Below are 24,840 nucleotides of genomic sequence, written 5' to 3'. Positions count from 1 at the left end.
GATAAGGTAGTCGCTTAGCAAGAGATTGAGCCTAGTAGATACTAGGCTCATTTGGGAGTTTAGCTCAGCTGGGAGAGCATCTGCCTTACAAGCAGAGGGTCAGCGGTTCGATCCCGTTAACTCCCATTTAAGCGGGTGTAGTTTAGTGGTAAAACTACAGCCTTCCAAGCTGTTGTCGCGAGTTCGATTCTCGTCACCCGCTTTGAACTTTTGTTCATTTTTACCAAGTTTTTAACTTGGGCGCGTAGCTCAGGTGGTTAGAGCGCACGCCTGATAAGCGTGAGGTCGGTGGTTCGAGTCCACTCGTGCCCATTAATAGTATGGTCCGTTGGTCAAGGGGTTAAGACACCGCCTTTTCACGGCGGTAACACGGGTTCGAATCCCGTACGGACTATATATTTGGAGGATTACCCAAGTCCGGCTGAAGGGAACGGTCTTGAAAACCGTCAGGCGTGTAAAAGCGTGCGTGGGTTCGAATCCCACATCCTCCTTAATATTAACGCGGGATGGAGCAGCTCGGTAGCTCGTCGGGCTCATAACCCGAAGGTCGTAGGTTCAAATCCTGCTCCCGCAATTTGGCTCGGTAGCTCAGTTGGTAGAGCAATGGATTGAAGCTCCATGTGTCGGCGGTTCGATTCCGTCTCGCGCCATCAATTCAATAATCAGGAAGGGTAGCGAAGAGGCTAAACGCGGCGGACTGTAAATCCGCTCCTTCGGGTTCGGGGGTTCGAATCCCTCCCCTTCCATCCTTTACGGGCATAGTTTAAAGGTAGAACTAAGGTCTCCAAAACCTTCAGTGTGGGTTCAATTCCTACTGCCCGTGTTAATAATTATGGCGGGTGTGGTGAAGTGGTTAACACACCAGATTGTGGCTCTGGCATGCGTGGGTTCGATCCCCATCACTCGCCTATTTATTAATATTATTATTGGGGTATAGCCAAGCGGTAAGGCAAGGGACTTTGACTCCCTCATGCGTTGGTTCGAATCCAGCTACCCCAGTTAAATTTATGCCGGCGTGGCGGAATTGGCAGACGCGCTGGACTCAAAATCCAGTGTCCGCAAGGACGTGCCGGTTCGACCCCGGCCGCCGGTATAGATTATAAAAGGAGTTTTTACTCCTTTTTTTGTTTATTTTTTTTCTTTTTTGTGATATAATTAACCGGTAAAGTTTCTGCTAATGAATTAGAAGGAGTATATTTTGTCTGAAGTTGCAAATAAAATTGATCGATTTTTAAATTCTATTTTATTATTATCTGAGAATCAACATGAAATTTTAGTTGGTTCTTGTACAAGTGGTGTTTCATTAACCAACACTCAGGAACATATTTTGATGCTGGTTGCTGATGAAGCTCTAACCAATTCTGTCTTAGCAAAGAAATTGAATGTTAGTCAGGCAGCGATCACGAAGGCTGTGAAGCCCTTATTAAGTCAGGGGATGCTGGAGACTTATCGCGATGAAAATGATGCACGGGTTCTCTATTACCGCTTAACTGAGACTGGTAAGCCGATTGCCTTAGAGCATCAGCACCACCATCAGCATACCCTTCACACTTATGAGGATGTCTTGTCGAAGTTTACTAAGAATGAGCAAGGGGTCATTTCTCGGTTTTTAGATTTATTGGAAGAGGAGTTATAGTTTGAGGTATATTACGGTTTCAAATTTATCGTTCTATTATGATCGAGAACCGGTTCTGGAAGGGATCAATTACTACTTAGATAGTGGAGAGTTTGTTACGCTGACTGGCGAGAATGGCGCTGCTAAGTCAACCTTGATTAAGGCTAGCCTTGGCATCTTACAGCCCAAGGTTGGGACTGTTGATATTTCAAAGACGAATGTTAAGGGAAAGAAGTTAAGGATTGCTTATTTGCCGCAACAAATTGCTAGTTTTAATGCAGGGTTTCCAAGTACGGTCTATGAATTTGTGAAGTCAGGTCGGTATCCTCGTAAAGGATGGTTTCGAAAGTTGAATGAGCACGATGAAAAACATATTCTGAAGAGTTTAGAATCTGTTGGGATGCTGGAGTTCAAGGATCGGGCGATTGGTTCTTTGTCTGGTGGTCAGAAACAGCGGGCTGTCATTGCTCGGATGTTTGCTTCAGATCCGGATATCTTTGTTTTAGATGAACCTACGACAGGAATGGATGCGACGACAAAGAGTGATTTTTATGAGTTGATGCATCACAGTGCGCATCACCATCAAAAATCTGTTTTGATGATTACGCATGATCCTGAAGAGGTTAACCAATTTGCGGATCGGAATATTCATTTGGTTCGTGACCAAAGCTCTCCTTGGAGATGTTTTAATGTCCATGATACTGAAGGGGAGGGTGACCATGCTTGATTTATTCCAGTATGATTTTATGCAACGGGCCTTGTTGGCTATGGTTGCCATGAGTCTTTTTTCTCCTGTATTAGGGATTTTCTTGATTTTAAGACGGCAGAGCCTTATGAGTGATACGCTAAGTCACGTCTCTCTTGCTGGTGTCGCTTTTGGGCTTTTCCTTGGGATCTCTCCAACGCTCTCGACTATGATCATTGTCATTATTGCTGCGGTTTTTCTTGAGTATTTGCGGACCTTATTTAAGGACTTTATGGAGATCGGGACGGCAATTTTAATGTCCACAGGTCTTGCCCTAGCTTTGGTACTGATGCGTGGTGGTGGGAAGAGCTCGATGAGTTTGGATCAATACTTGTTCGGTTCTACCCTAACCATTACGGATGAACAGGTGATTGCCTTGTTTGTGATTGCTTTCGTTGTATTAGTGCTGACGGCCTTATTTTTGCGTCCTATGTATATTTTGACCTTTGATGAAGATACGGCATTTGTGGATGGGCTTCCGGTCCGAACTATGTCCATTTTATTTAATGTGGTAACGGGGGTTGCTATCGCCTTAATGATTCCTGCAGCAGGATCGTTATTGGTTTCAACCATCATGGTCTTACCGGCTAGTATTGCCCTGAAATTAGGGAAGAACTTCCGTGGGGTCATGTTGCTTGCGGTCATCATTGGTTTTATCGGGATGTTTAGTGGGTTGATTTTGTCTTATATTGCAGATACACCAGCGAGTGCCAGTATTACGCTTTTATTTGTGGCACTGTTCTTGCTTGTGAATCTTGGATCACGTTTGAGGAAGTAGATATGAACTTTAAAAAATTTGGTTGGTTATTGTTAGTGGCTTTAACACTTGTTTTGACAGCTTGTGGCAAAAGTCAGAGTCAAAATGGGAAATTAAAAGTGATGACCACTTTCTATCCTGTTTATGATTTTACAAAAAATATTGTCGGAGATGAAGGAACGGTAGACCTGCTCATTGGAGCAGGATCAGAGCCTCATGAATATGAATTGTCTGCTAAGGGGCGGGCTATGATTCAAGATTCGGATGTTTTCGTTTATGAGAATGAAAACATGGAAACGTGGGTTCCAAATCTTTTGAAATCAATGAAGGATAAGAAAACTAAAGTGATCGATGCCACCAAGGGCATGGTCTTGCTTCCTGGATTGGAAGAGGAACATGAACACGAAGGGGGCGAAGAACACCATCATGAATATGATCCTCACCTTTGGCTCTCTCCACATCGTGCCATGAAGATGGTAGAGTCGATTCGTGATCAGTTGGTGGCAGCTTATCCAGATAAGAAAAAGACGTTTGAGAAAAATGCCCAAGCCTATCTGAAGAAATTACAGGCTTTGGATCAAGCTTATCAGGATGGATTGAAAGATGCGAAGCAAAAGAATTTCGTAACCCAACACGCGGCTTTCCGTTACTTGGCCTTAGATTATGGATTAAACCAGGTGGCCATTTCAGGGATTTCACCTGATAGTGAGCCTTCTGCTGCACGATTGCGTGAATTGACAGAGTATATCAAGAAAAATGAGATCAAGGTCATTTACTTTGAGGAAAATGCTTCTAAGTCCTTGGCGAAAACCTTGTCTTCTGAAGCTGGTGTTGAGTTAGCTGTCTTAAATCCTTTGGAAAGCTTGACGGATCAAGAAATGAAAGATGGCGAAGACTACGTGTCTGTTATGAAGGAGAATCTGAAGGCGCTAGAGAAAACAACGTCACAAGCTGGTAAGGATATTCAACCGGAACATGAGGAAGATGCTAAGACAGTTCAAAAGGGATATTTCGAGGATAGTCAAGTGAAGGATCGTAGCTTAGCAAATTATGCAGGTGATTGGAAATCGGTTTATCCATACTTGCAAGATGGAACTTTGGATCAGGTCTTTGATTATAAGGCAAAATTAAATCCAACTATGACGGCTGCTGAGTATAAGGAATATTATACCAAGGGTTACCAAACAGATATTGATCGGATTAAGATTGATAAGGATTCAATGGAGTTTTATCAAAAAGGATCTTCTAAGAAATATACCTATAAATACGTAGGTAAGCACATTTTGACTTATAAGAAGGGAAATCGTGGTGTTCGTTATCTATTTGAAGCCAAGGAGAGCGATGCGGGAGACTTCAAATATGTTCAATTTAGTGACCATGAAATTACTCCGGTAAAGGCAGCTCACTTCCACATTTTCCATGGAGGAAAGAGTCAAGAAGCGCTTTATGATGAGTTGGAAAATTGGCCAACTTATTATCCTTCGAACTTATCTGGTTTAGAAGTGGCACAGGAAATGCTGGCTCATTAAAAGTTGTATCAAAAGAGAGACTAGGACTGATTATCCCGGTCTCTTTTTGATTAAAAATGGGGAGTGAAGCTTGTCAAATGCTTGAAAATACGTTACAATGAAAGGGCTTTAAATTAAAAAATGTATGGGGAATTTTAAATGAAAAAAGTTGGTGCAATTCTTGTGAGTCTTCTCAGTGTGGTCCTGTTGGTAGCTTGTTCGCAGCAGAGGGTGAGTAAAAAATCACCGGCTTCTTCTAGTCAAACGACGACCTCTTCTGAGGTCAAAAAGACGGCTGCTTCTAGTTCGGAAGTGAAGGAGAAAGAAAAAAAAGAAGAGAAAAAAGAAGTGAAGAAAATGGATCTTGAAGCGATTGCCAATGGAGACTACAGCAGTATTGCTGGTATCTGGCAAGATGATAAGGGAAACAAGCTGGTCTTTAACGACAAAGGGTTGGTCTCACAAGAGTTAGAGGGCTATGGAGCTTCTTTGACGGATTATGGAACAGCATCAGAAGGCATTTATGGTGGTCGTGATGGAGGCTTCTTGTTGGAGTATATTCCTGCAGGAGTGACCATTGGTGATCAGGTCGATGATCAAGGACAAGTCGTCTTTAAAGATACATCAGATGCCTCTAAAAACCGCTTATGGTCTGGTGTTGGTATCGCTAGTTTTGGGGAACAAGGCTCGATCTACTATCATGTAGGAGATGAATAACAGAAAAAAGAGGCTGGGACAAAAGTCCTAGCCTCTCAATTATTTTTAGATTGTCGAGCAAGACGCAGTGGTTGAGTGGGCTCTACTACGCTGATTTCATCAGCTTTTACAGCCCTACTCAACTGTGCGGAGGTGGGACGACGAAATCGAATTCTAACGAATGACCGATTTCTGTCCCACTTTCTTTTTCTTATGCATGTGGGGGGAGCCATGAAAGGTCAAACTGGAGCAATTGGGCTTCAAGGAGATCCTGATGGGAAATCTCTTGCTGGTCTTTGCCATCTAATCGGGCTTTTTGGATGAAATAGGCACCTGTAGTATGGGAGTTAGCACAAATTTTGAGCTCATGGTTTGGAAGATGGAGAAGAACTTCTTTAAAGAGAGGGAGGCCCAGATCATAGATTGGTTTTCCTGGGCAGGTTGGGTAGAGTCCAAGGACCGACCAGATGTACCAAGCAGATAGGCTACCATTGTCTTCATCACCTGGGTAGGCTTGGAAATCTTGATGGAAAGCTTGGAAACGGATCTGGTGGATAAGGAGATTGGTATATTCGGGGTGAAGGCTGTGGCGGAAGAGGTAGGGAATGTGAAAGCTCGGTTGATTGGAGATGGCGATCTGCCCAAATGGAGCTTGGGCCATTTCACTCATTTCGTGGATTTCATAGCCATATCCTCTTACGTCAAATTGAGGTTTTTGATTGGCCAGATCCAGCAGTCGTTGGGTGAAGGCTTTTTTACCGCCCATTAGCTCTATCATGCCGGAGAGGTCGTGTAAGGCTCCAAAAGTAGCCTGGGTTGCAGAACATTCTGCATAATCTCCTCCCCAACTAGTAGGAGAAAAGGGGGCTTTAAACTTCCCATTGGTGGATCGCGCTCTCATGAAGCCCGTTTGGGCATCGTACAATGTTCGGTAGGAGAGGCTGGAAGCAGCATACTGAGTAGCCGTTTCTACCTGACCCAATTGCTTAGCGACGGTGGCAATGCAAAAATCACTGTAAGCATAATCGAGGCTGTGGCTAACACTTTCGTGAAAATCTTCAGGTAAGTAGCCAAGCACTTTGTAGCTTTCATTGCCATGGCGACCAAAATGTTGCATAGGATCTGTTTTTTGGGCTGTCTGGAGCATGGCTGTCAGCATGTTTTCATGTAGGTCTGGTGCGATCCCTTTTGTGACAGCATCTGCGAAGACTCCATCAATGAGAGTGCCTGGCATCATCCCTCGTTCATCTGGGGCCAACCATTTTGGTAGAAAACCAGTATCCTGGTATGTATTTAAAAATCCTTCGAGGAAGTGACGGTAGTAATCGGGGTAGACAAGGCTAAAGAGCGGAAAAGATGTTCGGAAGAGATCCCAAAAACCGACATTCGTATAAGCTTTTCCTGGTTTGATTTCATTATGGGTGACATCCAGGTGCCAGTCATTTCCCTCGGTATCTATTTCATAAAAGGTTTGAGGAAAAAGGAGGAGTCGGTACAGGCAGTGGTCGAAAAAGGCTTGATCACATCCTCCGTTATCTTTCACTTCAATTCGTTTTAGTAGCTGATTCCATTGATCGGCTGCTTTTTTTTTAGCTTCCTCTAAGGGAAGGTTGGGAAGATGGCTGTGAGTCATGTCTTGGGACAGATAAGAGCTTCCTAATTGGACGGTCACCTCATTGCTAGCAAAGGTAAGAAAAAGATCCTGATCGATGTGAGTGACAGTCTCGATCGGCTGGCTAAATTGCCACTGGAGATAGAAAGAGTAGGAAGTATCAGCAGTATGGGCCTGATCCAGAATGTGGAAGTGACAGGTGTGGTCTGTAAGGGTCAAGTCCTCTAGTTCATTTGCTGCATGAAAGCAGAGAGTCAATTTTTCTGGTGCTTGAAAGCGCATGACAGCCCCGTAGCGGCTTGGAACCAGCTCGCTTTGAATCTGATAACGTTCCGAAAAAATACGGAGGTAGTGGGGCTGAAAAAGAGCTTCTTTCAGCGAATAACTGCTCTGGCGACGGAAGAGGTCGGAACTTGTAACTTCTCCTGTGATGGGCGTGATGAGACACCAAGCGTAGTCTCCGATCCAAGGACTAGGCTGGTGGGTGAGGCGAAACCCCTGAAAAATAGGGAGATTGGGGTTGAAAAACCAAGCTCCTTGTTCGTGTGTCGTCTGAGGAAGAAAGTAGTTCATTCCAAAAGGAACTCCGGTATAAGGGAGGGTGTTTCCGTGCGAATAGTGGGGATGATTATCGCTTCCCCAGCGGGTATCGATGGTCTGGCAAGTAGTGTGCATCTGGTCTCCTTTTTCTTCATCAACCTTAAATGGTCTGTGTTTTTCTTGGAACACGCAGTGATATTTTCTTCATTGTATCAAAGTGTTGTCAAATATGATAGCGTTTTTATCAAATGGAAAATTTTGTAGAAAAAGGGCTATAGTTTGCGTATGTATTTCCCATCTGAAATCTTTTATACTGAATAGGAAAGAATCGATACGTGTGAGGAAAATAAATGACCTATTCAAAAGAAATCGTGCGAGAATGGCTGGACCAAGTAGCAGAACGTGCCAAGGAGTACCCTGAATGGGTGGATGTCTTTGAGCGTTGCTACACAGACACTTTAGACAATACAGTTGAAATTTTAGAAGACGGTTCAACCTTTGTGCTAACAGGGGATATCCCAGCTATGTGGTTGCGTGACTCTACTGCTCAATTGAGACCTTATCTTCATGTGGCTAAAAGAGACCCTCTCTTGCGCCAGACCATTGCTGGCTTGGTTAAACGTCAGATGACTTTGATTCTCAAGGATCCCTATGCCAACTCCTTCAACATTGAAGAGAACTGGAAGGGTCACCACGAGACCGACCATACAGATCTCAATGGCTGGATTTGGGAACGCAAGTATGAAGTGGATTCGCTGTGCTATCCCTTGCAATTAGCTTATCTCCTTTGGAAAGAAACTGGTGAGACTAGCCAGTTTGATGAAACTTTTGTTACGGCGACCAAGGAAATCCTTCATCTCTGGACGGTGGAGCAAGACCACAAGAACTCTCCTTATCGCTTTGTTCGGGATACGGATCGTAAGGAAGACACTTTGGTAAATGATGGTTTTGGTCCTGATTTTGCCGTGACAGGGATGACCTGGTCAGCCTTTCGTCCAAGTGATGACTGCTGTCAGTATAGCTATCTGATTCCATCCAATATGTTTGCAGTGGTTGTCTTGGGTTATGTGCAAAAAATCTTTGCAGAGTTGAATCTAGCTGATAGTGAAAGCATCATTGCTGACTCTAAACGTCTGCAAGCTGAGATTCAAGAAGGGATCGAAAATTATGCCTACACCACTAATAGCAAGGGTGAGAAGATTTATGCCTTTGAGGTAGATGGTTTGGGAAATGCTAGCATCATGGATGATCCGAACGTGCCAAGCTTGTTGGCAGCTCCTTATCTGGGATATTGCGCCATTGACGATGAGGTCTACCAAGCTACTCGTCGGACGATTTTGAGCCCTGAAAATCCCTACTTCTATGAAGGGAAGTACGCAAGTGGACTAGGAAGTTCTCATACGTTTTATCGCTATATCTGGCCGATTGCTTTATCCATTCAAGGATTGACAACGACAGATAAAGCTGAGAAAAAACATTTGCTGGACCAGTTGGTTGCCTGCGATGGAGGCACGGGCGTCATGCACGAAAGTTTCCATGTAGATGATCCAACTAAATACTCGCGTGAATGGTTCTCTTGGGCCAACATGATGTTCTGTGAATTAGTCTTGGATTACTTGGATATTCGCTAATGAGCTGTCGCTTAACAGATTCTTGTAAAGAATCACAAATAGATCTTTAAATTTAAGTTAGAATGAGGTTTTACTCATGGAAAATGTTGTTGTACATATCATCTCTCATAGCCACTGGGATCGTGAGTGGTATCTACCTTTTGAAAGCCACCGGATGCAATTGGTGGAACTGTTTGACAATCTGTTTGATCTTTTTGAAAATGATCCTGAGTTCAAAAGTTTCCACTTGGATGGCCAAACCATTGTCCTTGACGACTATTTAGAAATTCGCCCTGAAAACCGTGAAAAGGTGCAGCGTTATATCGACGAGGGCAAGCTCAAGATTGGTCCCTTCTACATCTTGCAGGATGATTACCTGATCTCCAGCGAAGCCAATGTCCGCAATACCTTGATCGGACAGGCTGAATGCGCTAAATGGGGCAAATCTACTCAGATTGGTTATTTCCCGGATACCTTTGGAAATATGGGACAAGCTCCTCAAATCCTTCAAAAATCAGGCATTCACGTAGCAGCTTTTGGGCGTGGTGTGAAGCCAATCGGCTTTGACAACCAAGTCCTCGAAGATGAGCAATTTACCTCTCAATTTTCTGAAATGTACTGGCAAGGGGCGGATGGTAGCCGTGTGCTGGGTATTCTCTTTGCCAACTGGTACAGTAACGGGAACGAAATTCCAGTGGAAAAAGATGAAGCTTTGGCTTTCTGGAAACAAAAATTGGCAGATGTTCGCGACTATGCCTCAACCAACCAATGGTTGATGATGAACGGTTGCGACCACCAACCGGTTCAACGAAACTTGAGTGAAGCTATTCGTGTGGCTAACGAACTGTTCCCTGACGTGACCTTTATTCATAGCTCCTTTGATGAATATGTTCAAGCAGTGGAAAGTGCGCTTCCTGAACAATTATCTACGGTTACGGGAGAATTGACCAGTCAGGAAACCGATGGTTGGTACACGCTGGCAAATACGTCTTCCTCTCGGATTTATCTCAAGCAAGCCTTCCAAGAAAACAGCAACTTGCTGGAGCAAGTGGTGGAACCTTTGACCATCATTACTGGTGGGCACAACCACAAGGATCAATTGACCTATGCCTGGAAGACACTCTTACAAAATGCGCCACACGATAGTATTTGTGGATGTAGCGTGGATGATGTTCACCGTGAGATGGAAGTTCGTTTTGCCAAGGTCAATCAAGTCGGAAACTTTGTCAAGACCAACCTTCTGAACGAATGGAAGGGTAAGCTAGCGACTCAAAAAGCTCAGAGTGAGCATCTCTTTACGGTCATCAACACTGGATTGCACAATAAGGTGGATACCGTCAGCACGATTGTCGATGTAGCGGTTTGTCCATTTAAGGAATTGCATCCGACAGAAGGCTTCAAGAAAATGGCTGCTTTGAGCTTGCCAGACTACCATGTAGAGGATTTAGATGGACATCTTGTAGAAGCAGAGATTGAGGACTTGGGAGCAAGCTTTGGCTATACCCTGCCTAAGGATAAATTCCGCCAACCCTATATTGCACGTCAAGTGCGCGTGACGGTTCCTGTTCATTTGGCAGCCTTGTCTTGGACGACCTTCCAGCTCTTGGAAGGCAAAGCACTTCATCATGATGGTCTGTTCCAAAATGGGGTGATTGATACGCCATTTGTAACCCTTAGTATCGATGATGGCTTGACCCTCTATGATAAAACGACCAATGAGGCTTATGAGGATTTCCTTCGCTTTGAAGATCGTGGGGATATCGGAAATGAATATATCTACTTCCAACCAAAAGGAACAGAGCCGATCTATGCGAACTTAACAGCTTATGAGGTCTTGGAAAACAATGCCCGCTATGCCAAAATCTTGCTCAAGCATGACTTGACGATCCCGGTCAGCGCGGATGAACAATTGGATGCGGAGCAAAGAGGCATTATCGAGTTTATGAACCGCAAGGCAAGTCGCTCAGAAGAGCTGACAACCATCCCTCTTGAAACGGAGATGACCATCTTTGTAGATGATCCGCAAATTCGCTTCAAGACGCGCTTCACCAATACAGCTAAGGATCACCGCATCCGTCTCTTGGTCAAGACTCACAATACACGTCCAAGCAACGATTCTGAAAGTATCTATGAAGTTGTGACACGGCCAAATAAACCGGCTGCTTCTTGGGAAAATCCTGAAAATCCCCAACACCAACAAGCCTTTGTCAGCTTGTATGATGATGTTAAAGGAGTGACTGTATCTAACAAAGGATTGAACGAATACGAAATCCTTGGAGACGACACAATAGCTGTAACACTTCTTCGTGCTTCAGGGGAACTCGGTGACTGGGGCTACTTTCCAACACCAGAAGCACAATGTTTGCGGGACTTTGAGGTGGAATATGCAGTAGAATGCCATCAAGCTCAGGGGCGCTTCTCTGCTTATCGCCGAGCGAAAGCTTTGCAGACACCGATGACCAGCCTTCAAGTTGAAAAACAAGAAGGAAGTGTAGCAGCAACAGGTAGTCTCTTCAACCATCCATCACTGAGCTTGCCACAAGTCTGCCCAACAGCCTTTAAGGTAGCTGAAAATGAAGAAGGTTACGTCCTTCGTTACTACAATATGAGCCAAGAAAATGTTCGTGTGTCTGACAAACAACAAACTATTCTTGACTTATTGGAACGCCCATATCCAGTTCATTCAGGACTATTGGCGCCACAAGAAATTCGTACAGAATTGATCAAAAAAGAAGAAATCTAATTTCAAAAAGATAACATAAAAAGAAAGGAGGAGCGAAAAGAGTAAGAACCGACTGCTGACTCGCTCCTTTTTACAGGTAAAAGCAATGACCATTGCAACGATTGATATCGGAGGGACTGGGATTAAGTTTGCTAGTCTCACTCCGGATGGAAAGATTTTAGATAAGGCCAGCACCCCAACGCCAGAGACTCTGGAAGAGTTGCTAGCTTGGTTGGATCAACGGTTATCAGAACAGGACTACCGTGGAATTGCTATGAGCGTGCCAGGGGCTGTTAACCAAGAAACAGGGGTGATTGAGGGGATCAGTGCCATTCCTTATATCCATGGTTTTTCATGGTATGAGGCACTTTCTCATCATAAGCTACCTGTCCATCTAGAAAATGATGCCAACTGTGTTGGACTGAGTGAACTCCTAGCTCATCCTGAGATTGAAAATGCAGCCTGTGTCGTGATTGGTACAGGAATCGGTGGAGCCATGATTATCAATGGTAAGCTTCACCGTGGACGTCATGGTTTGGGCGGTGAGTTTGGCTATATGACAACCATCGAGCCTGCAGAAAAACTCAACAACTGGTCGCAACTCGCTTCTACAGGAAACATGGTTCGCTATGTGATTGAAAAATCAGGTCAGTCTGACTGGGATGGACGTAAGGTCTACCAAGAGGCTACAGCCGGCAATGCCCTTTGCCAGGAAGCCATTGAGCGCATGAATCGTAATCTTGCTCAAGGACTGCTCAATATCCAGTATCTCATTGACCCAGATGTGATTAGCCTAGGTGGCTCTATCAGTCAAAACCCAGATTTTATCAAAGGGGTGCAAAAAGCAGTAGACATCTTTGTGGAAAGATATGAAGAATATACAATTGCTCCAGTGATTCAAGCTTGCACCTATCAGGCAGATGCCAATCTCTACGGTGCCCTTGTCAACTGGTTACAGGAGGAAAACCAATGGTAAGTTTTACAGGACTTAGTCCCAAACAAGCCCAAGCTGTTGAAGTATTAAACAATCACATTTCTCTACCAGATGTAGAGGTGGCGGTCGCTCAGTCTGACCAAGCTTCTATCTCTATCAAGGGTGAGAATGGGCAGTATCAACTGACCTACCGCAAACCTCATCAACTCTACCGCGCCTTGTCTGTGCTAGCAACAGCTTTAGCAGAAGGAGACAAAGTAGAGATTGAAGAACAGGCGGCTTATGAAGATTTGGCCTATATGGCCGACTGTTCGCGCAACGCCGTGCTCAATGTCGCATCAGCCAAACAGATGATTGAACTCTTGGCTCTGATGGGTTATTCAACCTTTGAGCTCTATATGGAGGACACCTATCAGATTGAGGGGCAACCTTACTTTGGTTATTTCCGTGGAGCCTACTCAGCTGAAGAGTTACAGGAAATCGAAGACTATGCCCAGCAGTTTGACATGACCTTTGTCCCATGCATCCAGACCTTGGCTCATTTATCAGCCTTTGTTAAATGGGGGGTTAAGGAAGTCCAGCAACTCCGCGATGTAGAGGATATTCTCCTCATCGGTGAAGAAAAAGTCTACGACCTGATTGACGGTATGTTTGCGATGTTATCTAAATTACAAACTCGCAAGGTCAACATCGGGATGGACGAAGCTCACTTGGTCGGTTTGGGTCGTTATCTTATCTTGAACGGTATTGTGGATCGGAGTCTCCTTATGTGCCAACATTTGGAGCGCGTGCTGGATATTGCAGACAAGTATGGTTTCCACTGCCAGATGTGGAGTGATATGTTCTTCAAGCTTATGTCAGCAGATGGCCAGTACGACCGTGAGGTAGAAATTCCAGAAGAAACACGAGTTTATTTAGACCGTCTTAAAGACCGTGTGACCTTGGTTTACTGGGATTATTATCAGGATAGCGAGGAAAAATACAACCGAAACTTCCGTAATCACCATAAGATTAGTCAGGATATTGCCTTTGCTGGTGGTGCCTGGAAGTGGATTGGTTTTACGCCCCACAACCATTTCAGTCGCCTCGTCGCTCTTGAAGCCAATAAAGCCTGCCGTGCTAATCAGATCAAGGAAGTCATTGTGACGGGCTGGGGGGACAATGGTGGTGAAACAGCCCAGTTCTCGATTCTCCCAAGTTTACAAATTTGGGCAGAACTCAGCTATTGCAATGATTTAGAGCGTCTGTCAGCTCACTTTAAGACCAATACAGGCCTATCCGTTGAGGACTTTATGCAGCTGGATCTGGCCAATCTCTTGCCAGGACTACCAGACAATCTCAGTGGCATCAACCCTAACCGCTATACCTTTTATCAGGATGTTCTCTGCCCTATTCTTGACAAGCACATGACACCTGAACAGGACAAGCCTCACTTTGCCCAGGCAGCTGAGACTCTTTCTGCTATTAAAGAAAAAGCTGGCGCCTACGCTTATCTTTTCGAAACTCAGGCTCAGTTGAATGCTATTTTAAGTAGTAAAGTCGATGTGGGACGACGCATTCGTCAAGCCTATCAAACAGGTGATAAAGAGAGCTTGCAACAAATTGCTAGAGAAGAACTGCCAAAATTAAGAAGCCAGATTGAAAACTTCCACAAGCTCTTTAGCCAACAATGGTTGAAAGAAAACAAGGTCTTTGGTTTGGATACAGTAGATATCCGCATGGGTGGACTTTTGCAACGGATCAAGCGAGCAGAAAGTCGGATGGAAGACTATCTAGCTGGTTCCATCTCACGTATCGATGAACTAGAAGTAGAGATTTTGCCATTCAATGATTTCTACGCAGACAAGGACTTCGCAGCAACAACAGCCAACCAGTGGCATACCATTGCGACTGCCTCAACTATTTATACAACGTAAAAAATGCTAAGTTGGATGACAGATGTCTTATCCACGGTGGATAGGAGTAGAAGAGGAGCTGTGTTTACAATCGCCCTTTTCTACTCCTTTTTTAAAGCCATGTCATAAATTTGTAGAATTTTTTCTATAATTAGGAGTTTGAAAATAGAAAATGGCTATCTTATAATAAGTATTGTAAACGCTACCAAAGCAAAAGCACGCTCAAGGCTCAAAGGGGGGAGTTAAATGAAAAAGTTTGTAAGGACTCTGAGAGAAAATTTCATTTTTCTTTTAATGGTCTTACCTGGTGCAGCGTGGTTAATCTTATTCTTCTATATTCCGGTTTTTGGGAATATCGTAGCATTTAAGGACTATCATATTACAGGAGAAGGCTTCATCGACAGTGTCATGAAGAGTAAATGGGTTGGTTTTGACAACTTCAAGTTCCTCTTTAGTTCAAAAGATGCCTACATTATTACAAGAAATACGGTCTTGTACAACTTAGGATTTATCTTCTTAGGATTGATTGTTTCCGTTGGGATCGCCATCATCTTTAGTGAGTTGAGATCAAAAAGAGTGGTCAAGGTGCTTCAAACCTCCATGCTCTTCCCATACTTCCTATCATGGGTTATCATCAGCTTCTTCACCGATGCCTTCCTGAACGTGGACAAAGGATTGGTCAACCACATCTTAACTTCACTTGGCATGAAGGCCATCAATTTCTATTCAGAATTGTGGATCTGGCCAGCGCTTCTCCTCTTCTTAGGAATTTGGAAAGGCTTTGGTTATAGTAGTGTCATGTACTATGCAACCATCATGGGAATTGACCCAACTTACTATGAAGCAGCGACCGTGGATGGTGCGTCTAAGTGGCAACGCATTCGCAATATCACCATTCCTCAGTTGTCTTCCTTGATTACGGTCTTGACTATTCTTGCAGTCGGAAATATCTTCCGCGCAGACTTCGGTCTCTTCTACCAAATCCCGCATAATGCTGGAGCGCTCTATAGTGTGACAAACGTTATTGATGTTTATGTCTACAACGGTTTGACCAAGTCAGGGGATATCGGGATGACAGCAGCAGCCGGTCTTTACCAATCGGTAGTCGGTTTGGTTCTTGTTTTAATCTCAAATATCATTGCCCGTCGCATTGATAAGAATGCCGCTCTCTTCTAGAAAGGAGGATCGTATGAAAAAATCAACCATTCAAAAAGAAAAAATTGATAATGTCGGGATCCATTCTTTCAGTAAGAAGAGCAACTTCTTCTTTACCTTGTTGTTGACCTTAGTCGGATTGACCTGTGTACTTCCCTTCATCTTCGTTGTCATGATCTCTTTGACAGACGAACAAAGTTTGGCAGTCCATGGATTCCAATTCTGGCCAGCAAAATTTGGATTTGATGGTTACCTTTTCTTGGTACAGTTCAAAGAAAAAATCTTGCAAGCCCTCTTCATTACCTTGTTTGTGACCATTGTGGGAACAGCATGTAATGTCTTTATCACCACAACCTATGCTTATGCTATCTCACGGAGTACCTTTAAATACCGCAAGTTCTTTACCGTATTTTCACTCCTTAGTATGCTCTTTAGTGCAGGGTTGGTACCAAGCTATATTGTCACCACTCAACTCTTGCAATTGGGTGATACCATCGGGGCTTTGATCATCCCAATGTTGCTTAGCCCCTTCAACATCATCTTGATGCGGACTTTCTTTAAACGGACCATTCCAGAAGCCATTCTTGAATCCGCTCGGATCGATGGAGCAAGTGAAACACGGATTTTCTTCCAAATTTGCTTGCCACTCTCTCTACCAGGGATTGCGACTATTAGTCTCTTCACCGCTTTAGGATTCTGGAACGACTGGTTCAACGCCCTTCTCTATATTAAGAGTGACAACCTTTACCCATTGCAATACCTCTTGATGCAAATCCAAAACAATATGGATTACATCGCTAAAAATGTCGGGGTATCCGGCCAATTGGCAGGAGCTGTACAATCCATCCCACGGGAAACAGGACGTATGGCTATGGTGGTTGTGGCAACAGTGCCAATCGCCATTCTCTATCCATTCTTCCAACGCTACTTTGTAAAAGGCTTGACCATCGGTGGTGTGAAAGAATAGGAAAACAAGTGAAAATCGACAAGATTTTCAACTCATAACTTAGTCTAAAAAGAAAATAACATAAAGGAGATTTTTCTTATGAAAAATTGGAAAAAATACGCGTTAGCATCTGCTAGTGTCATTGCTCTTGGAGCTACTCTTGCTGCTTGTGGAAGCCTTACAGGTAACAACAAGAAATCAGCAACAACTGAAGACGGTAAACCAATCATCAAGATGTACCAAATCGGTGACAAACCAGATAACTTGGATACCTTGTTAGAAAATGCCAACAAGATCATTGAAAAGAAAGTTGGCGCAAAATTGGATATCCAATATCTTGGTTGGGGTGACTACGCACAAAAAATGAACGTTATCATCTCATCTGGTGAAAACTATGATATTGCCTTTGCCAACAACTACGTGATCAATGCTCAAAAAGGTGCCTATGCTGACTTGACAGAATTGTACAAGAAAGAAGGGAAAGAACTTTACAAAGCACTTGACCCAGCATACATCAAAGGGAACACTGTAAATGGCAAGATCTATGCTGTTCCAGTAGCAGCCAACGTTGCATCTTCTCAAAACTTTGCCTTCAACGGACCACTTGTTGAAAAATATGGTATCGACATCTCAAACGTCAAAGACTATGCTTCTCTTGAACCAGTCTTGAAAGCCATTAAAGAAAAAGATCCAAACGTTGTTCCATTTGCCATGAACAAGAGCTACGGTGGACCTTCAGATGACTTCGACTATGTGGCTGTTGATGGACTTCCATTCGTTGTTGACTTGAAAGGTGACACTACGAAGATCGTTGACCGTTACACAATCCCTCGTTATGTAGAAAACTTGAAGACTCTTCACAAATACTACGAAGCAGGATACATTCCAAAAGACGTAGCAACAAGCGATACTGGTTATGACCTTTCTCAAGATACTTGGTTGGTTCGTGAAGAAACAGTAGGACCAGCTGACTACGGTAACAGCTTGCTTACTCGTGTAGCAAACCGTAAGATCGACATCAAACCATTTACTGAACTCTATAAGAAGAACAACACCACTCAAGTAGCTAACTTTGTTATCTCAAACAACTCTAAGAACAAAGAAAAAGCAATGGAAGTATTGAACCTCTTGAATACAAACCCAGAACTCTTGAACGGTCTTGTTTACGGACCAGAAGGCAAGAACTGGGAAAAAGTTGAAGGTAAAGAAAACCGTGTCAAAGTCTTGGATGGCTACAACGGAAACACTCACATGTCTGGATGGAACACTGGTAACAACTGGATTCTTTACATCAACGAAAACGTAACAGATGAACAAATTGCACAATCTAAGAAAGACTTGGAAACTGCAAAAGAATCTCCAGCACTTGGTTTCATCTTTAACACAGATAAAGTGAAATCAGAAATCACTGCTCTTACAAATACTTTGAACCAATTCGCAGGTGCGATCAATACTGGTACTGTGGATCCTGAAGTAGAAGTTCCTAAGATGCTTGAAAAATTGAAATCAGAAGGTGCTTACCAAAAAGTGCTTGACGAAATGCAAAAACAATACGACGAATTCCTTGCTTCTAAAAAATAAGAACAGGTAGTGCGAAAAGGCTTTGGAGGGATCTCCAAGGCCTTTCATATTGAAGAGAAAGTCCTCTTAGAAACTTTCCTTATGTGAGTACGGACGTCAGCGAACTTCTACGAAGTTCCATGACTTAGTTTTGAACCTAAAGTTTCAAAACTCCCGAGTGCTAGAAACATTAGTGTTTCTAGCACTTTTCTCACGGCGGAAAGTTTCGGTAGATGATTGAATAACTTTAACTCATAAAAGGTTTTTATTTTTATATAATTTTATAGATCTGTATAAAAGAACAGTTTTTTATGAAAATAGAACTGTAAATGAAAATCAATATTTCAATTTACCAATGCAAATAGGGGGAAAGCGTTTTATTTTTATGGTATAATAGAATCACTAATTGGAAAAGAGGCTGAATGATGGGAAAAATCATCGAGTTCATTTTTACGAGAGTCTATGTTGCTATGCTGGTAACAGGGATTTTTTGGGTCTTGACGATCTGTGGGGGTGTTCTGCTAGGAGTAGGACCGGCTAGTGCCACTATCATGAGCCTCTATGCGGAAAATGGCATGACCTACAAGGACTATCATTGGTCACGCGCTTGGGAACTCTTCAAAGAAAATCTACGCCCGGCTAATCAAGTCTTTTATACCTTCTTTGCCATTGAAGGGGTTCTCCTATATGGCATGTACCTCATGGTCCAGATTCCTCACTTGAATTTCTTCCAAATTTTGGTTCTCTTGTTTAATCTGGTTTTCCTCTTGGTTGCGCCTCTAGCTTACGCCGTTTATTTGAAATTGCAAGTTCATTTTGATCTCTCTTATGCCAACAGTATCAAGCTCAGTTTGATCGGAATGTTGCTGGACATTCGTCCGGTTCTGAAGCTCATCCTTGGAACCGCGCTACTTGGGGTCATTAGCTACTATATGCCAGCCCTTCTCTTTTTCGTCTTGATCGGTGTATGGCATTTCTTTGTCAATGATATCTTTGACCCTGTCTATCAAAACATCCACGAAAAATTGGTATCCTAACGATGAAAAAAATCTGGTTAAGTACGCTTTTAAAATTCTACGCCTATGTCATGGTAGTCATTTTGACCATTATGGGCCTGGTCGTCGCGGGGATCTCTTGGAAAAACCAGCAAGCTGAAGCCGACCGGATCGCCCAACGGGTCTTGACCGAAGTGGTGACGGATCTTGAAACCTCTTATCAACGGGTCACACAAGAAGGCCGTAGCCTCGTTGAAAACCCTGCAAAATTAGAAGGAGTTTATCGCTATTTTACCTTGTCACCATCGGAGTATGAGACTTGGCGATTGAATGCCCAATTCCCTTCTTATATCCAATTGTCCCTACATAAGAATATTGACAGTCTCTATTTGAGCAATAAAAACATCGAGGGTATCGATGTCACCTTGTCTGATTACAAGACGGTATTTGTCTCTACCCGGCAATCACAGGGAGGCAAGCAAGTCTCAGCGGACCATTACAAGGCTCCTGCGACAGCCATTCCGGTTCCTTTGACAGATCCGACTACGGGTGCTGGAGTTGGGATTGCTTATATGACGCTGAACCAAGAAATTTTGACGGCAGCGATTGATAATGCCAGAGGCGATCTTCCGGTCGCTGTACGGATCTTCACTCCCTTTGGGAAAGAGATGTACCATGAAGGAGATAAAGGACAATCAAAGGATATTAAATGGCAAACTCGTAGCACGATCTATGGCTACAAGGTGGATGTAGCTGTTTCAGAAAGTTATTTGGTCAAGAAAGGTCTAGCCAACCTGACCACTTTTCTCTCCATTGCTTTCTTGATTTTCTTGATCCTTTACTTATTAATGCGACAAATTTTCAAAAATTACCGTCGCCAAGTCCTTGATCTGGTCGATACCATGAATCTAATCAGTCAAGGCGATAGTGAACGACGGATTGATACCTCGACCAAGGACCAAGAACTGCTGGTTATTGGTAATATGATCAATACCATGTTGGACAATATGGATAAGAATATTCGGGATATCTATCAGCTACAGCTCAGCCAAAAGGATGCCAATATGCGGGCACTACAAGCCCAGATCAATCCCCATTTCATGTACAATACACTGGAATTTATCCGGATGTATGCCGTCATGCAAGAGCAGGATGAATTGGGTGATATTATCTATGAGTTTAGTAGTCTCTTGCGCAATAATATCTCAGATGAGCGAGTGACGACGGTTGAAAATGAGCTCGAATTTTGTCGCAAATACAGCTACCTCTGCATGGTACGTTATCCCAAATCGATCGCCTATGGCTTTAAGATCGATCCAGGTTTGGAAAAAATGAAGATTCCAAAATTCACCATCCAGCCTTTGGTCGAGAACTATTTTGCACATGGAGTGGATCACAAACGCAAGGACAATGTGATTAGTGTCAAAGTCTTGCAAGGAGAAGGGCAAGTCATGATTCTAGTTACTGATAATGGGCGCGGGATGGAAGAAGAACAGCTAGAAAGCATTCAAGAGATACTAGCCAATCGCAATCCACGCTCAGAAATCGAAGAAAAGAGTGGGCGGCAGTCCATCGGAATTATCAATGTTCATGAACGCATGCTACTCTATTTTGGAGATCGCTACCATATCCAAGTCTTCTCCCAACCTCACCATGGAGTGACCTATACGATAACCATTCAAGATGAATAAAGGAGACAGAATGTACAAAGTCTTATTAGTAGACGATGAGTATATGATTACAGAAGGGTTAAAAAAATTAATCCCCTTTGACCACTGGAATATGGAAGTGGTCGCAACTGCTGAAGATGCAGACCAGGCCCTTGATTATGTGCGAGAACATCCGGTGGATGTGGTGATCACGGATGTCAATATGCCTGGAAAGACCGGACTTCAGATGATTGCTGAGATGAAGGATTTGATGCCAGATGCTGCTTTTATCATTATGTCAGGCTATCAGGATTTTGAATATGTCAAAACAGCCCTCAATTTGCGCGTGGCAGACTACCTGCTCAAACCGGTCAATAAGGTGGAGATGGGCAATATCCTAGAAAAAATCCAGCACCAAATCCAGCAACCAAGCCAAGAGTTGGCCAACCGCTTGATTCACGATGACATCTCTGAGGAAGAGTTTTGTCGGTATATCGCAGGCCGGAATTCACTGTGGATTGGGATTGCTAAGGAGAAAAAAGGTTTTATCAGCTCGTCTTACCAAGTTCTCGGGCAAAATCTTCAACTCTTTATCTCAGATCAAGAAGAAGAAGCCATGATTGAGAAGGCCTTTGAGCCACCTTATAAGGAGCACTTTCATCAATTTAAGGACCTAGTGGAGCGGAGTCTCTTTTATGGAGCGACCCCTCTCAATCAAGATGAAGAGGTCTTCCATTACTACGAGCCGGCCTACCGGGTGATCATGCAAGGAAATATCCAACAGATCTTAGAAGAACTGGACTGGTTGGAAAAAATGATCCTTGAGAAGACACCCAAGGTTTCGCTGACCAAGCAACTCTTTATCCAATTTTTGATGGATGTCTTTCATTTGTTTGAATACCTACAAGGAGATGATTTGGCCGATGTGGTCAAGAAAGTCCAAGAAGCTGCTACCTTTAGAGAGATGATTAGCTTTATCCAGGAAGAATTGTCCCGTTTCTTATCCCACTATCGGATGAACGAAAATGTAGCGAGTGTCCTCCAAGTGATTAGCCGTGATTACCAAAAAGAGCTGTCGCTCAAGGACATCAGTCAGGCTCTCTTTATCAATCCAGTCTATTTAGGCCAATTGATTAAACGAGAAACCAATGCAACGTTCGCAGAACTCCTCAACAAACAGCGGATTAAGGCTGCCCAGCAGCTCCTCTTATCAACCAATGACAGCATTGAAGATATCTGCTATAAAGTTGGTTACAGTAATGTAGGCTATTTCTACAAGGTTTTCCGTAAACTCTGTGGGAAATCGCCTAAAACCTATCGCTTACAAGTCATGACAGAGCATACAGAAGATGAGTAAAAGGCTGAGACGATTTGTCTCAGCTTTTTAATTGAAGATAAAGTCTTCTTAGAAACTTTCCTTAGGTGAGTAGATAACAGAAGGTCAGAGACTCTGAAGCTAAGTTTTGAGTATTTTTTAATTTGACAAATATAAGTAGACAGTGTATACTTTATAAAAAGTAGACGGCGTATACTTTGATAGGGAAAGGTGGTCAAATGAAACGGAATACGGAAGAACTGAAAGAAAAGTTAATTTCGGTCGGCATTGAAGAAATTAGAACTAACGGGATTGACCGGATGTCTATGCGTACAATAGCTCAAAAATGTGGGGTGACTCATGGAGCTCCCTATAAGCATTTTGGAAGTAAAGATAGATATATTCAAGTGGTTATGGAACACTTATCAATGTTCTTTTTGACAAATATGATACAAGGGATTGATACTTCCATAGATGCAAGAACTCAACTAATTCTGATGGGCTGTAACTTTGTAAGGTTTGCCCAAGAGGAAACCTATCTATTTGAAGCATTATTTATCAAATTTCCATATAACTATTTGGAGCTATCCCAGGAAACTATTTCAGTCAACTCCTCTTTACCAGGATTTGAACATTTTAAGTCGGTAGCGTTAAGACTTAAAGATGAGGAAAATCTTTCTAGTAGTGACGCAGAAATTTTGATCCATTTTTGGAGTTTTATTGCTGGTTTGGCTCTATTGGTAAGGAGTCCCGTTGGAGAAAGCTTTAAAGAAAATGATGTTCAAAAGACCGTCAGAACGATGCTTGATATTTATATAAAAGGAGATAGCTGATGAATGTTTTAATAATCTATTCACATCCGAATGAAACAAGTTATAATGCATCAATCCTTCAAACTGTGCAAAAGCATTTAGCACCAGAGCATAGGGTTAAAATAGTAGACTTATATAAAGAAAACTTTGATCCGGTTTTACGTTTTGATGAAAGGCATAAAAGGAGAGATTTACAGCATAATGAAGACATGAAACCGTATAGAGATTTATTGAGTTGGGCGGATCAGTTGATTTTTATTTTCCCTACTTGGTGGAGTGGAATGCCAGCTATTTTAAAAGGTTTTATTGATCGTGTTTTTGTTGCAGGTTTTGCTTATCAGAATGGACCTCGAGGTCCGGTGGGGCAACTAGATGGAAAAGCATGGATCATTACGACGCATAATACGCCAAAAATTTTTCTTCCTTTTTCTCAAGACTACGCAAAGGTTCTAAAATCCCAAATCTTGAAACCCTGTGGTATTAAACCGGTTAAAGTGACACAAGTTACACGAGTGGAATATATGAGTGATCGTCAACGGAAAGAAGAACTCGAAAAAATCGCACAAATAGCAAAAAGGATTTAAAAAGTGCTTTACAAGTCATGACAGAGCATGCAGAAGATGAGTAAAAAGGCTGAGACAAATCGTCTCAGCCTTTTTACTTTAAGTCCTTTGTATCTTGATTTTCCCAACTAGAAGCTCAGCTTCAATGGTGATTTCTGTGAGTTGGGTCCAGTCGATTTTTTCTTGGTCAACGTGAAATAGAAGAGGGGTCATAGCGAGGAGCGCTTGGCGTTCTTCAGGAGTTAAACTCTTGGTGAGGCTGACTGTTTCGGATGAGAGAATTTGGCAGTGGTCTTCAAAGTGCTCCAAAATTTCCTGGTTGGAGTAGGATTGCTTGGTCAATTGATCTTGGGCCAACTGACGAATTTCTTTCAGATGAGAAGAGGTTGGGACGACTTTAATGATCACCCCTTCAGCCTTTAAGACACGCTCAAATTCAGCGTAATTAGCCGGGGAGAAGATGTCCAAAATGACCTCTATACTCTTGGATTGAATGGGTAAATGAGCCAAGTCTCCTACAAACCAATTGACCTTCCAGCTAGTGTCACTCTTGGCAGCTAGTTGCACAGATTCCTTTGAAAGATCAAAGGCATAGAAAGTAGCTTCGGGATAAGCTTCTTGTAGCTTTCGGGAGTAATAGCCTTCTCCACAACCGGTATCTAGAATCTTGGCATCACTGGTCGGAATTTTTTGTCCGATCGCTGTTAGAATCGGCTCATAAAAACCTGCTTCTAGGATTAGCTGGCGATTCTGGAAATTTTCTTTGTCATAGTCCTTTGATTGTTTGATCTGGGGAGCCAGGTTGACATAGCCAAATTTCGCCAAATCAAAAGAATGGCCCTTGGGACATTTAAAACTGGTCTCCACAAGTTCTAGGTCCAGTTGACAGATGGGACAGGCAAAAGCAGTGGCTGTTTGAAATCGTTGTAATTTTGGTTTAATCGGTGTATTCATATTAGTAGTGTAACAAAAGAGCCTCTAGATAGCAACCGATGCTCTAATAGAGTACCAAACAGAATATGAGCTGATAGAAAAAGGAAATTCACTGATGCCAATTTTAAAGGACTTGAATCAATGGGGAAAAGAATGGCTGCAATAAATTTTTTCCTCATTTTAATCTCTTCTATCTCGCCACTCATCTCTTCATTTTGACCACTTATCCCCAAAAGCCATTTTTTAAGCGGCTTTTTTGTTAGACTGGTTTTATCAAA

19 protein-coding genes, 12 tRNA genes and 1 pseudogene are annotated in these 24,840 nt (G+C 43.0%); 30 read left to right on the top strand and 2 right to left on the bottom strand.

The window, feature by feature from the left end:
• The first annotated feature begins 53 nt into the window (after window positions 1-53).
• From QM351_RS08535 to QM351_RS08455, 17 genes are all read left to right on the top strand, one after another.
• Window positions 54-126: transfer RNA gene (locus QM351_RS08535), tRNA-Val, on the top strand.
• A gap of 5 nt (window positions 127-131) precedes the next feature.
• Window positions 132-202 (top strand) — tRNA-Gly (locus tag QM351_RS08530).
• A 36-nt stretch (window positions 203-238) separates the two neighbouring features.
• A tRNA-Ile gene (locus tag QM351_RS08525) sits at window positions 239-312 on the top strand.
• Between the two features lie 10 nt (window positions 313-322).
• Window positions 323-394: transfer RNA gene (locus QM351_RS08520), tRNA-Glu, on the top strand.
• 7 nt (window positions 395-401) lie between these two features.
• Window positions 402-491, top strand: a tRNA-Ser gene (locus QM351_RS08515).
• A 9-nt stretch (window positions 492-500) separates the two neighbouring features.
• A tRNA-Met gene (locus QM351_RS08510) sits at window positions 501-574 on the top strand.
• Between the two features lie 3 nt (window positions 575-577).
• Window positions 578-650: transfer RNA gene (locus tag QM351_RS08505), tRNA-Phe, on the top strand.
• 15 nt (window positions 651-665) lie between these two features.
• Window positions 666-746: transfer RNA gene (locus tag QM351_RS08500), tRNA-Tyr, on the top strand.
• A 6-nt stretch (window positions 747-752) separates the two neighbouring features.
• Window positions 753-823: transfer RNA gene (locus QM351_RS08495), tRNA-Trp, on the top strand.
• 12 nt (window positions 824-835) lie between these two features.
• Window positions 836-908, top strand: a tRNA-His gene (locus tag QM351_RS08490).
• 19 nt (window positions 909-927) lie between these two features.
• Window positions 928-999 (top strand) — tRNA-Gln (locus QM351_RS08485).
• A gap of 10 nt (window positions 1,000-1,009) precedes the next feature.
• Window positions 1,010-1,093, top strand: a tRNA-Leu gene (locus QM351_RS08480).
• 105 nt (window positions 1,094-1,198) lie between these two features.
• Window positions 1,199-1,636 carry a zinc-dependent MarR family transcriptional regulator gene (locus QM351_RS08475; RefSeq protein ID WP_414327193.1) on the top strand — a complete coding sequence of 146 codons (438 nt, stop codon included), beginning with the start codon at window positions 1,199-1,201 and terminating at the stop codon, window positions 1,634-1,636.
• A 1-nt stretch (window position 1,637) separates the two neighbouring features.
• Entirely contained in the window at window positions 1,638-2,342 is a 705-nt protein-coding gene (locus tag QM351_RS08470) for a metal ABC transporter ATP-binding protein (RefSeq protein ID WP_414327192.1), read from the top strand.
• Window positions 2,335-3,138 carry a metal ABC transporter permease gene (locus QM351_RS08465; RefSeq protein WP_049506201.1) on the top strand — a complete coding sequence of 268 codons (804 nt, stop codon included), beginning with the start codon at window positions 2,335-2,337 and terminating at the stop codon, window positions 3,136-3,138. Before QM351_RS08470 ends, QM351_RS08465 begins: the two co-directional genes overlap by 8 nt.
• 2 nt (window positions 3,139-3,140) lie before the next feature.
• Window positions 3,141-4,646: a zinc ABC transporter substrate-binding protein AdcA gene (locus QM351_RS08460; protein ID WP_049483548.1), complete on the top strand. Its 1,506-nt coding sequence runs from the start codon at window positions 3,141-3,143 to the stop codon at window positions 4,644-4,646.
• Window positions 4,647-4,784: 138 nt separating this feature from the next.
• On the top strand, window positions 4,785-5,342 hold the full coding sequence (locus QM351_RS08455) for a DUF6287 domain-containing protein (RefSeq protein WP_049472597.1): 558 nt from the start codon (window positions 4,785-4,787) through the stop codon (window positions 5,340-5,342).
• Window positions 5,343-5,532: 190 nt separating this feature from the next.
• Here QM351_RS08455 and QM351_RS08450 read toward each other — a convergent pair whose 3' ends face one another.
• The gene (locus QM351_RS08450; protein ID WP_373105560.1) at window positions 5,533-7,608 is read right to left on the bottom strand and encodes a GH92 family glycosyl hydrolase; all 2,076 of its coding nucleotides are present in this window, start codon (window positions 7,606-7,608) and stop codon (window positions 5,533-5,535) included.
• Window positions 7,609-7,823: 215 nt separating this feature from the next.
• Here QM351_RS08450 and QM351_RS08445 point away from each other — a divergent pair, with 215 nt between their 5' ends.
• The 12 genes from QM351_RS08445 to QM351_RS08390 all read left to right on the top strand — a co-directional run bounded on the left by QM351_RS08445 (window position 7,824) and on the right by QM351_RS08390 (window position 23,650).
• Window positions 7,824-9,104: a glycoside hydrolase family 125 protein gene (locus tag QM351_RS08445; protein WP_414327191.1), complete on the top strand. Its 1,281-nt coding sequence runs from the start codon at window positions 7,824-7,826 to the stop codon at window positions 9,102-9,104.
• Between the two features lie 76 nt (window positions 9,105-9,180).
• Window positions 9,181-11,826, top strand: coding sequence for an alpha-mannosidase (locus QM351_RS08440; RefSeq protein ID WP_414327190.1), 2,646 nt, complete (start codon window positions 9,181-9,183; stop codon window positions 11,824-11,826).
• Window positions 11,827-11,911: 85 nt separating this feature from the next.
• The gene (locus QM351_RS08435; RefSeq protein WP_414327189.1) at window positions 11,912-12,781 is read left to right on the top strand and encodes an ROK family protein; all 870 of its coding nucleotides are present in this window, start codon (window positions 11,912-11,914) and stop codon (window positions 12,779-12,781) included.
• Entirely contained in the window at window positions 12,775-14,655 is a 1,881-nt protein-coding gene (locus QM351_RS08430) for a beta-N-acetylhexosaminidase (protein ID WP_414327188.1), read from the top strand. The genes QM351_RS08435 and QM351_RS08430 overlap by 7 nt, the downstream gene beginning before the upstream one ends.
• 225 nt (window positions 14,656-14,880) lie before the next feature.
• Window positions 14,881-15,810, top strand: a complete 930-nt coding sequence (locus tag QM351_RS08425) for an ABC transporter permease (protein WP_049492090.1) — start codon at window positions 14,881-14,883, stop codon at window positions 15,808-15,810.
• A gap of 13 nt (window positions 15,811-15,823) precedes the next feature.
• Window positions 15,824-16,756 (top strand): carbohydrate ABC transporter permease, encoded by a 933-nt coding sequence (locus QM351_RS08420; protein WP_195529651.1) that lies wholly within the window; start codon window positions 15,824-15,826, stop codon window positions 16,754-16,756.
• 78 nt (window positions 16,757-16,834) lie between these two features.
• Entirely contained in the window at window positions 16,835-18,316 is a 1,482-nt protein-coding gene (locus QM351_RS08415) for an ABC transporter substrate-binding protein (protein ID WP_414327187.1), read from the top strand.
• Between the two features lie 404 nt (window positions 18,317-18,720).
• Window positions 18,721-19,332: a YesL family protein gene (locus QM351_RS08410; RefSeq protein WP_045758983.1), complete on the top strand. Its 612-nt coding sequence runs from the start codon at window positions 18,721-18,723 to the stop codon at window positions 19,330-19,332.
• A gap of 2 nt (window positions 19,333-19,334) precedes the next feature.
• Window positions 19,335-20,981, top strand: coding sequence for a sensor histidine kinase (locus QM351_RS08405; protein ID WP_270299859.1), 1,647 nt, complete (start codon window positions 19,335-19,337; stop codon window positions 20,979-20,981).
• Between the two features lie 10 nt (window positions 20,982-20,991).
• Complete coding sequence (locus QM351_RS08400) at window positions 20,992-22,296, top strand: response regulator transcription factor (RefSeq protein ID WP_129824434.1); 1,305 nt, start codon at window positions 20,992-20,994, stop codon at window positions 22,294-22,296.
• 197 nt (window positions 22,297-22,493) lie between these two features.
• Window positions 22,494-23,087, top strand: a complete 594-nt coding sequence (locus QM351_RS08395) for a TetR/AcrR family transcriptional regulator (protein WP_003004492.1) — start codon at window positions 22,494-22,496, stop codon at window positions 23,085-23,087.
• Window positions 23,087-23,650 carry an NAD(P)H-dependent oxidoreductase gene (locus QM351_RS08390; RefSeq protein WP_014712763.1) on the top strand — a complete coding sequence of 188 codons (564 nt, stop codon included), beginning with the start codon at window positions 23,087-23,089 and terminating at the stop codon, window positions 23,648-23,650. Before QM351_RS08395 ends, QM351_RS08390 begins: the two co-directional genes overlap by 1 nt.
• A gap of 78 nt (window positions 23,651-23,728) precedes the next feature.
• Here QM351_RS08390 and QM351_RS08385 read toward each other — a convergent pair whose 3' ends face one another.
• Window positions 23,729-24,583 (bottom strand): putative RNA methyltransferase, encoded by an 855-nt coding sequence (locus QM351_RS08385; RefSeq protein WP_049472888.1) that lies wholly within the window; start codon window positions 24,581-24,583, stop codon window positions 23,729-23,731.
• A gap of 58 nt (window positions 24,584-24,641) precedes the next feature.
• Between QM351_RS08385 and QM351_RS08380 the strand changes: the two are divergent.
• Window positions 24,642-24,728, top strand: a pseudogene (locus QM351_RS08380) (winged helix-turn-helix transcriptional regulator); the annotation flags it as partial.
• Window positions 24,729-24,840: the final 112 nt, after the last annotated feature.

The sequence above is a fragment of the Streptococcus parasanguinis genome (assembly GCF_047465465.1).
Lineage (GTDB): Bacteria > Bacillota > Bacilli > Lactobacillales > Streptococcaceae > Streptococcus > Streptococcus parasanguinis_AI.
The sequence above is the reverse complement of the archived record's forward strand: the minus strand, read 5'-3'. Positions and strand labels throughout refer to the sequence as shown.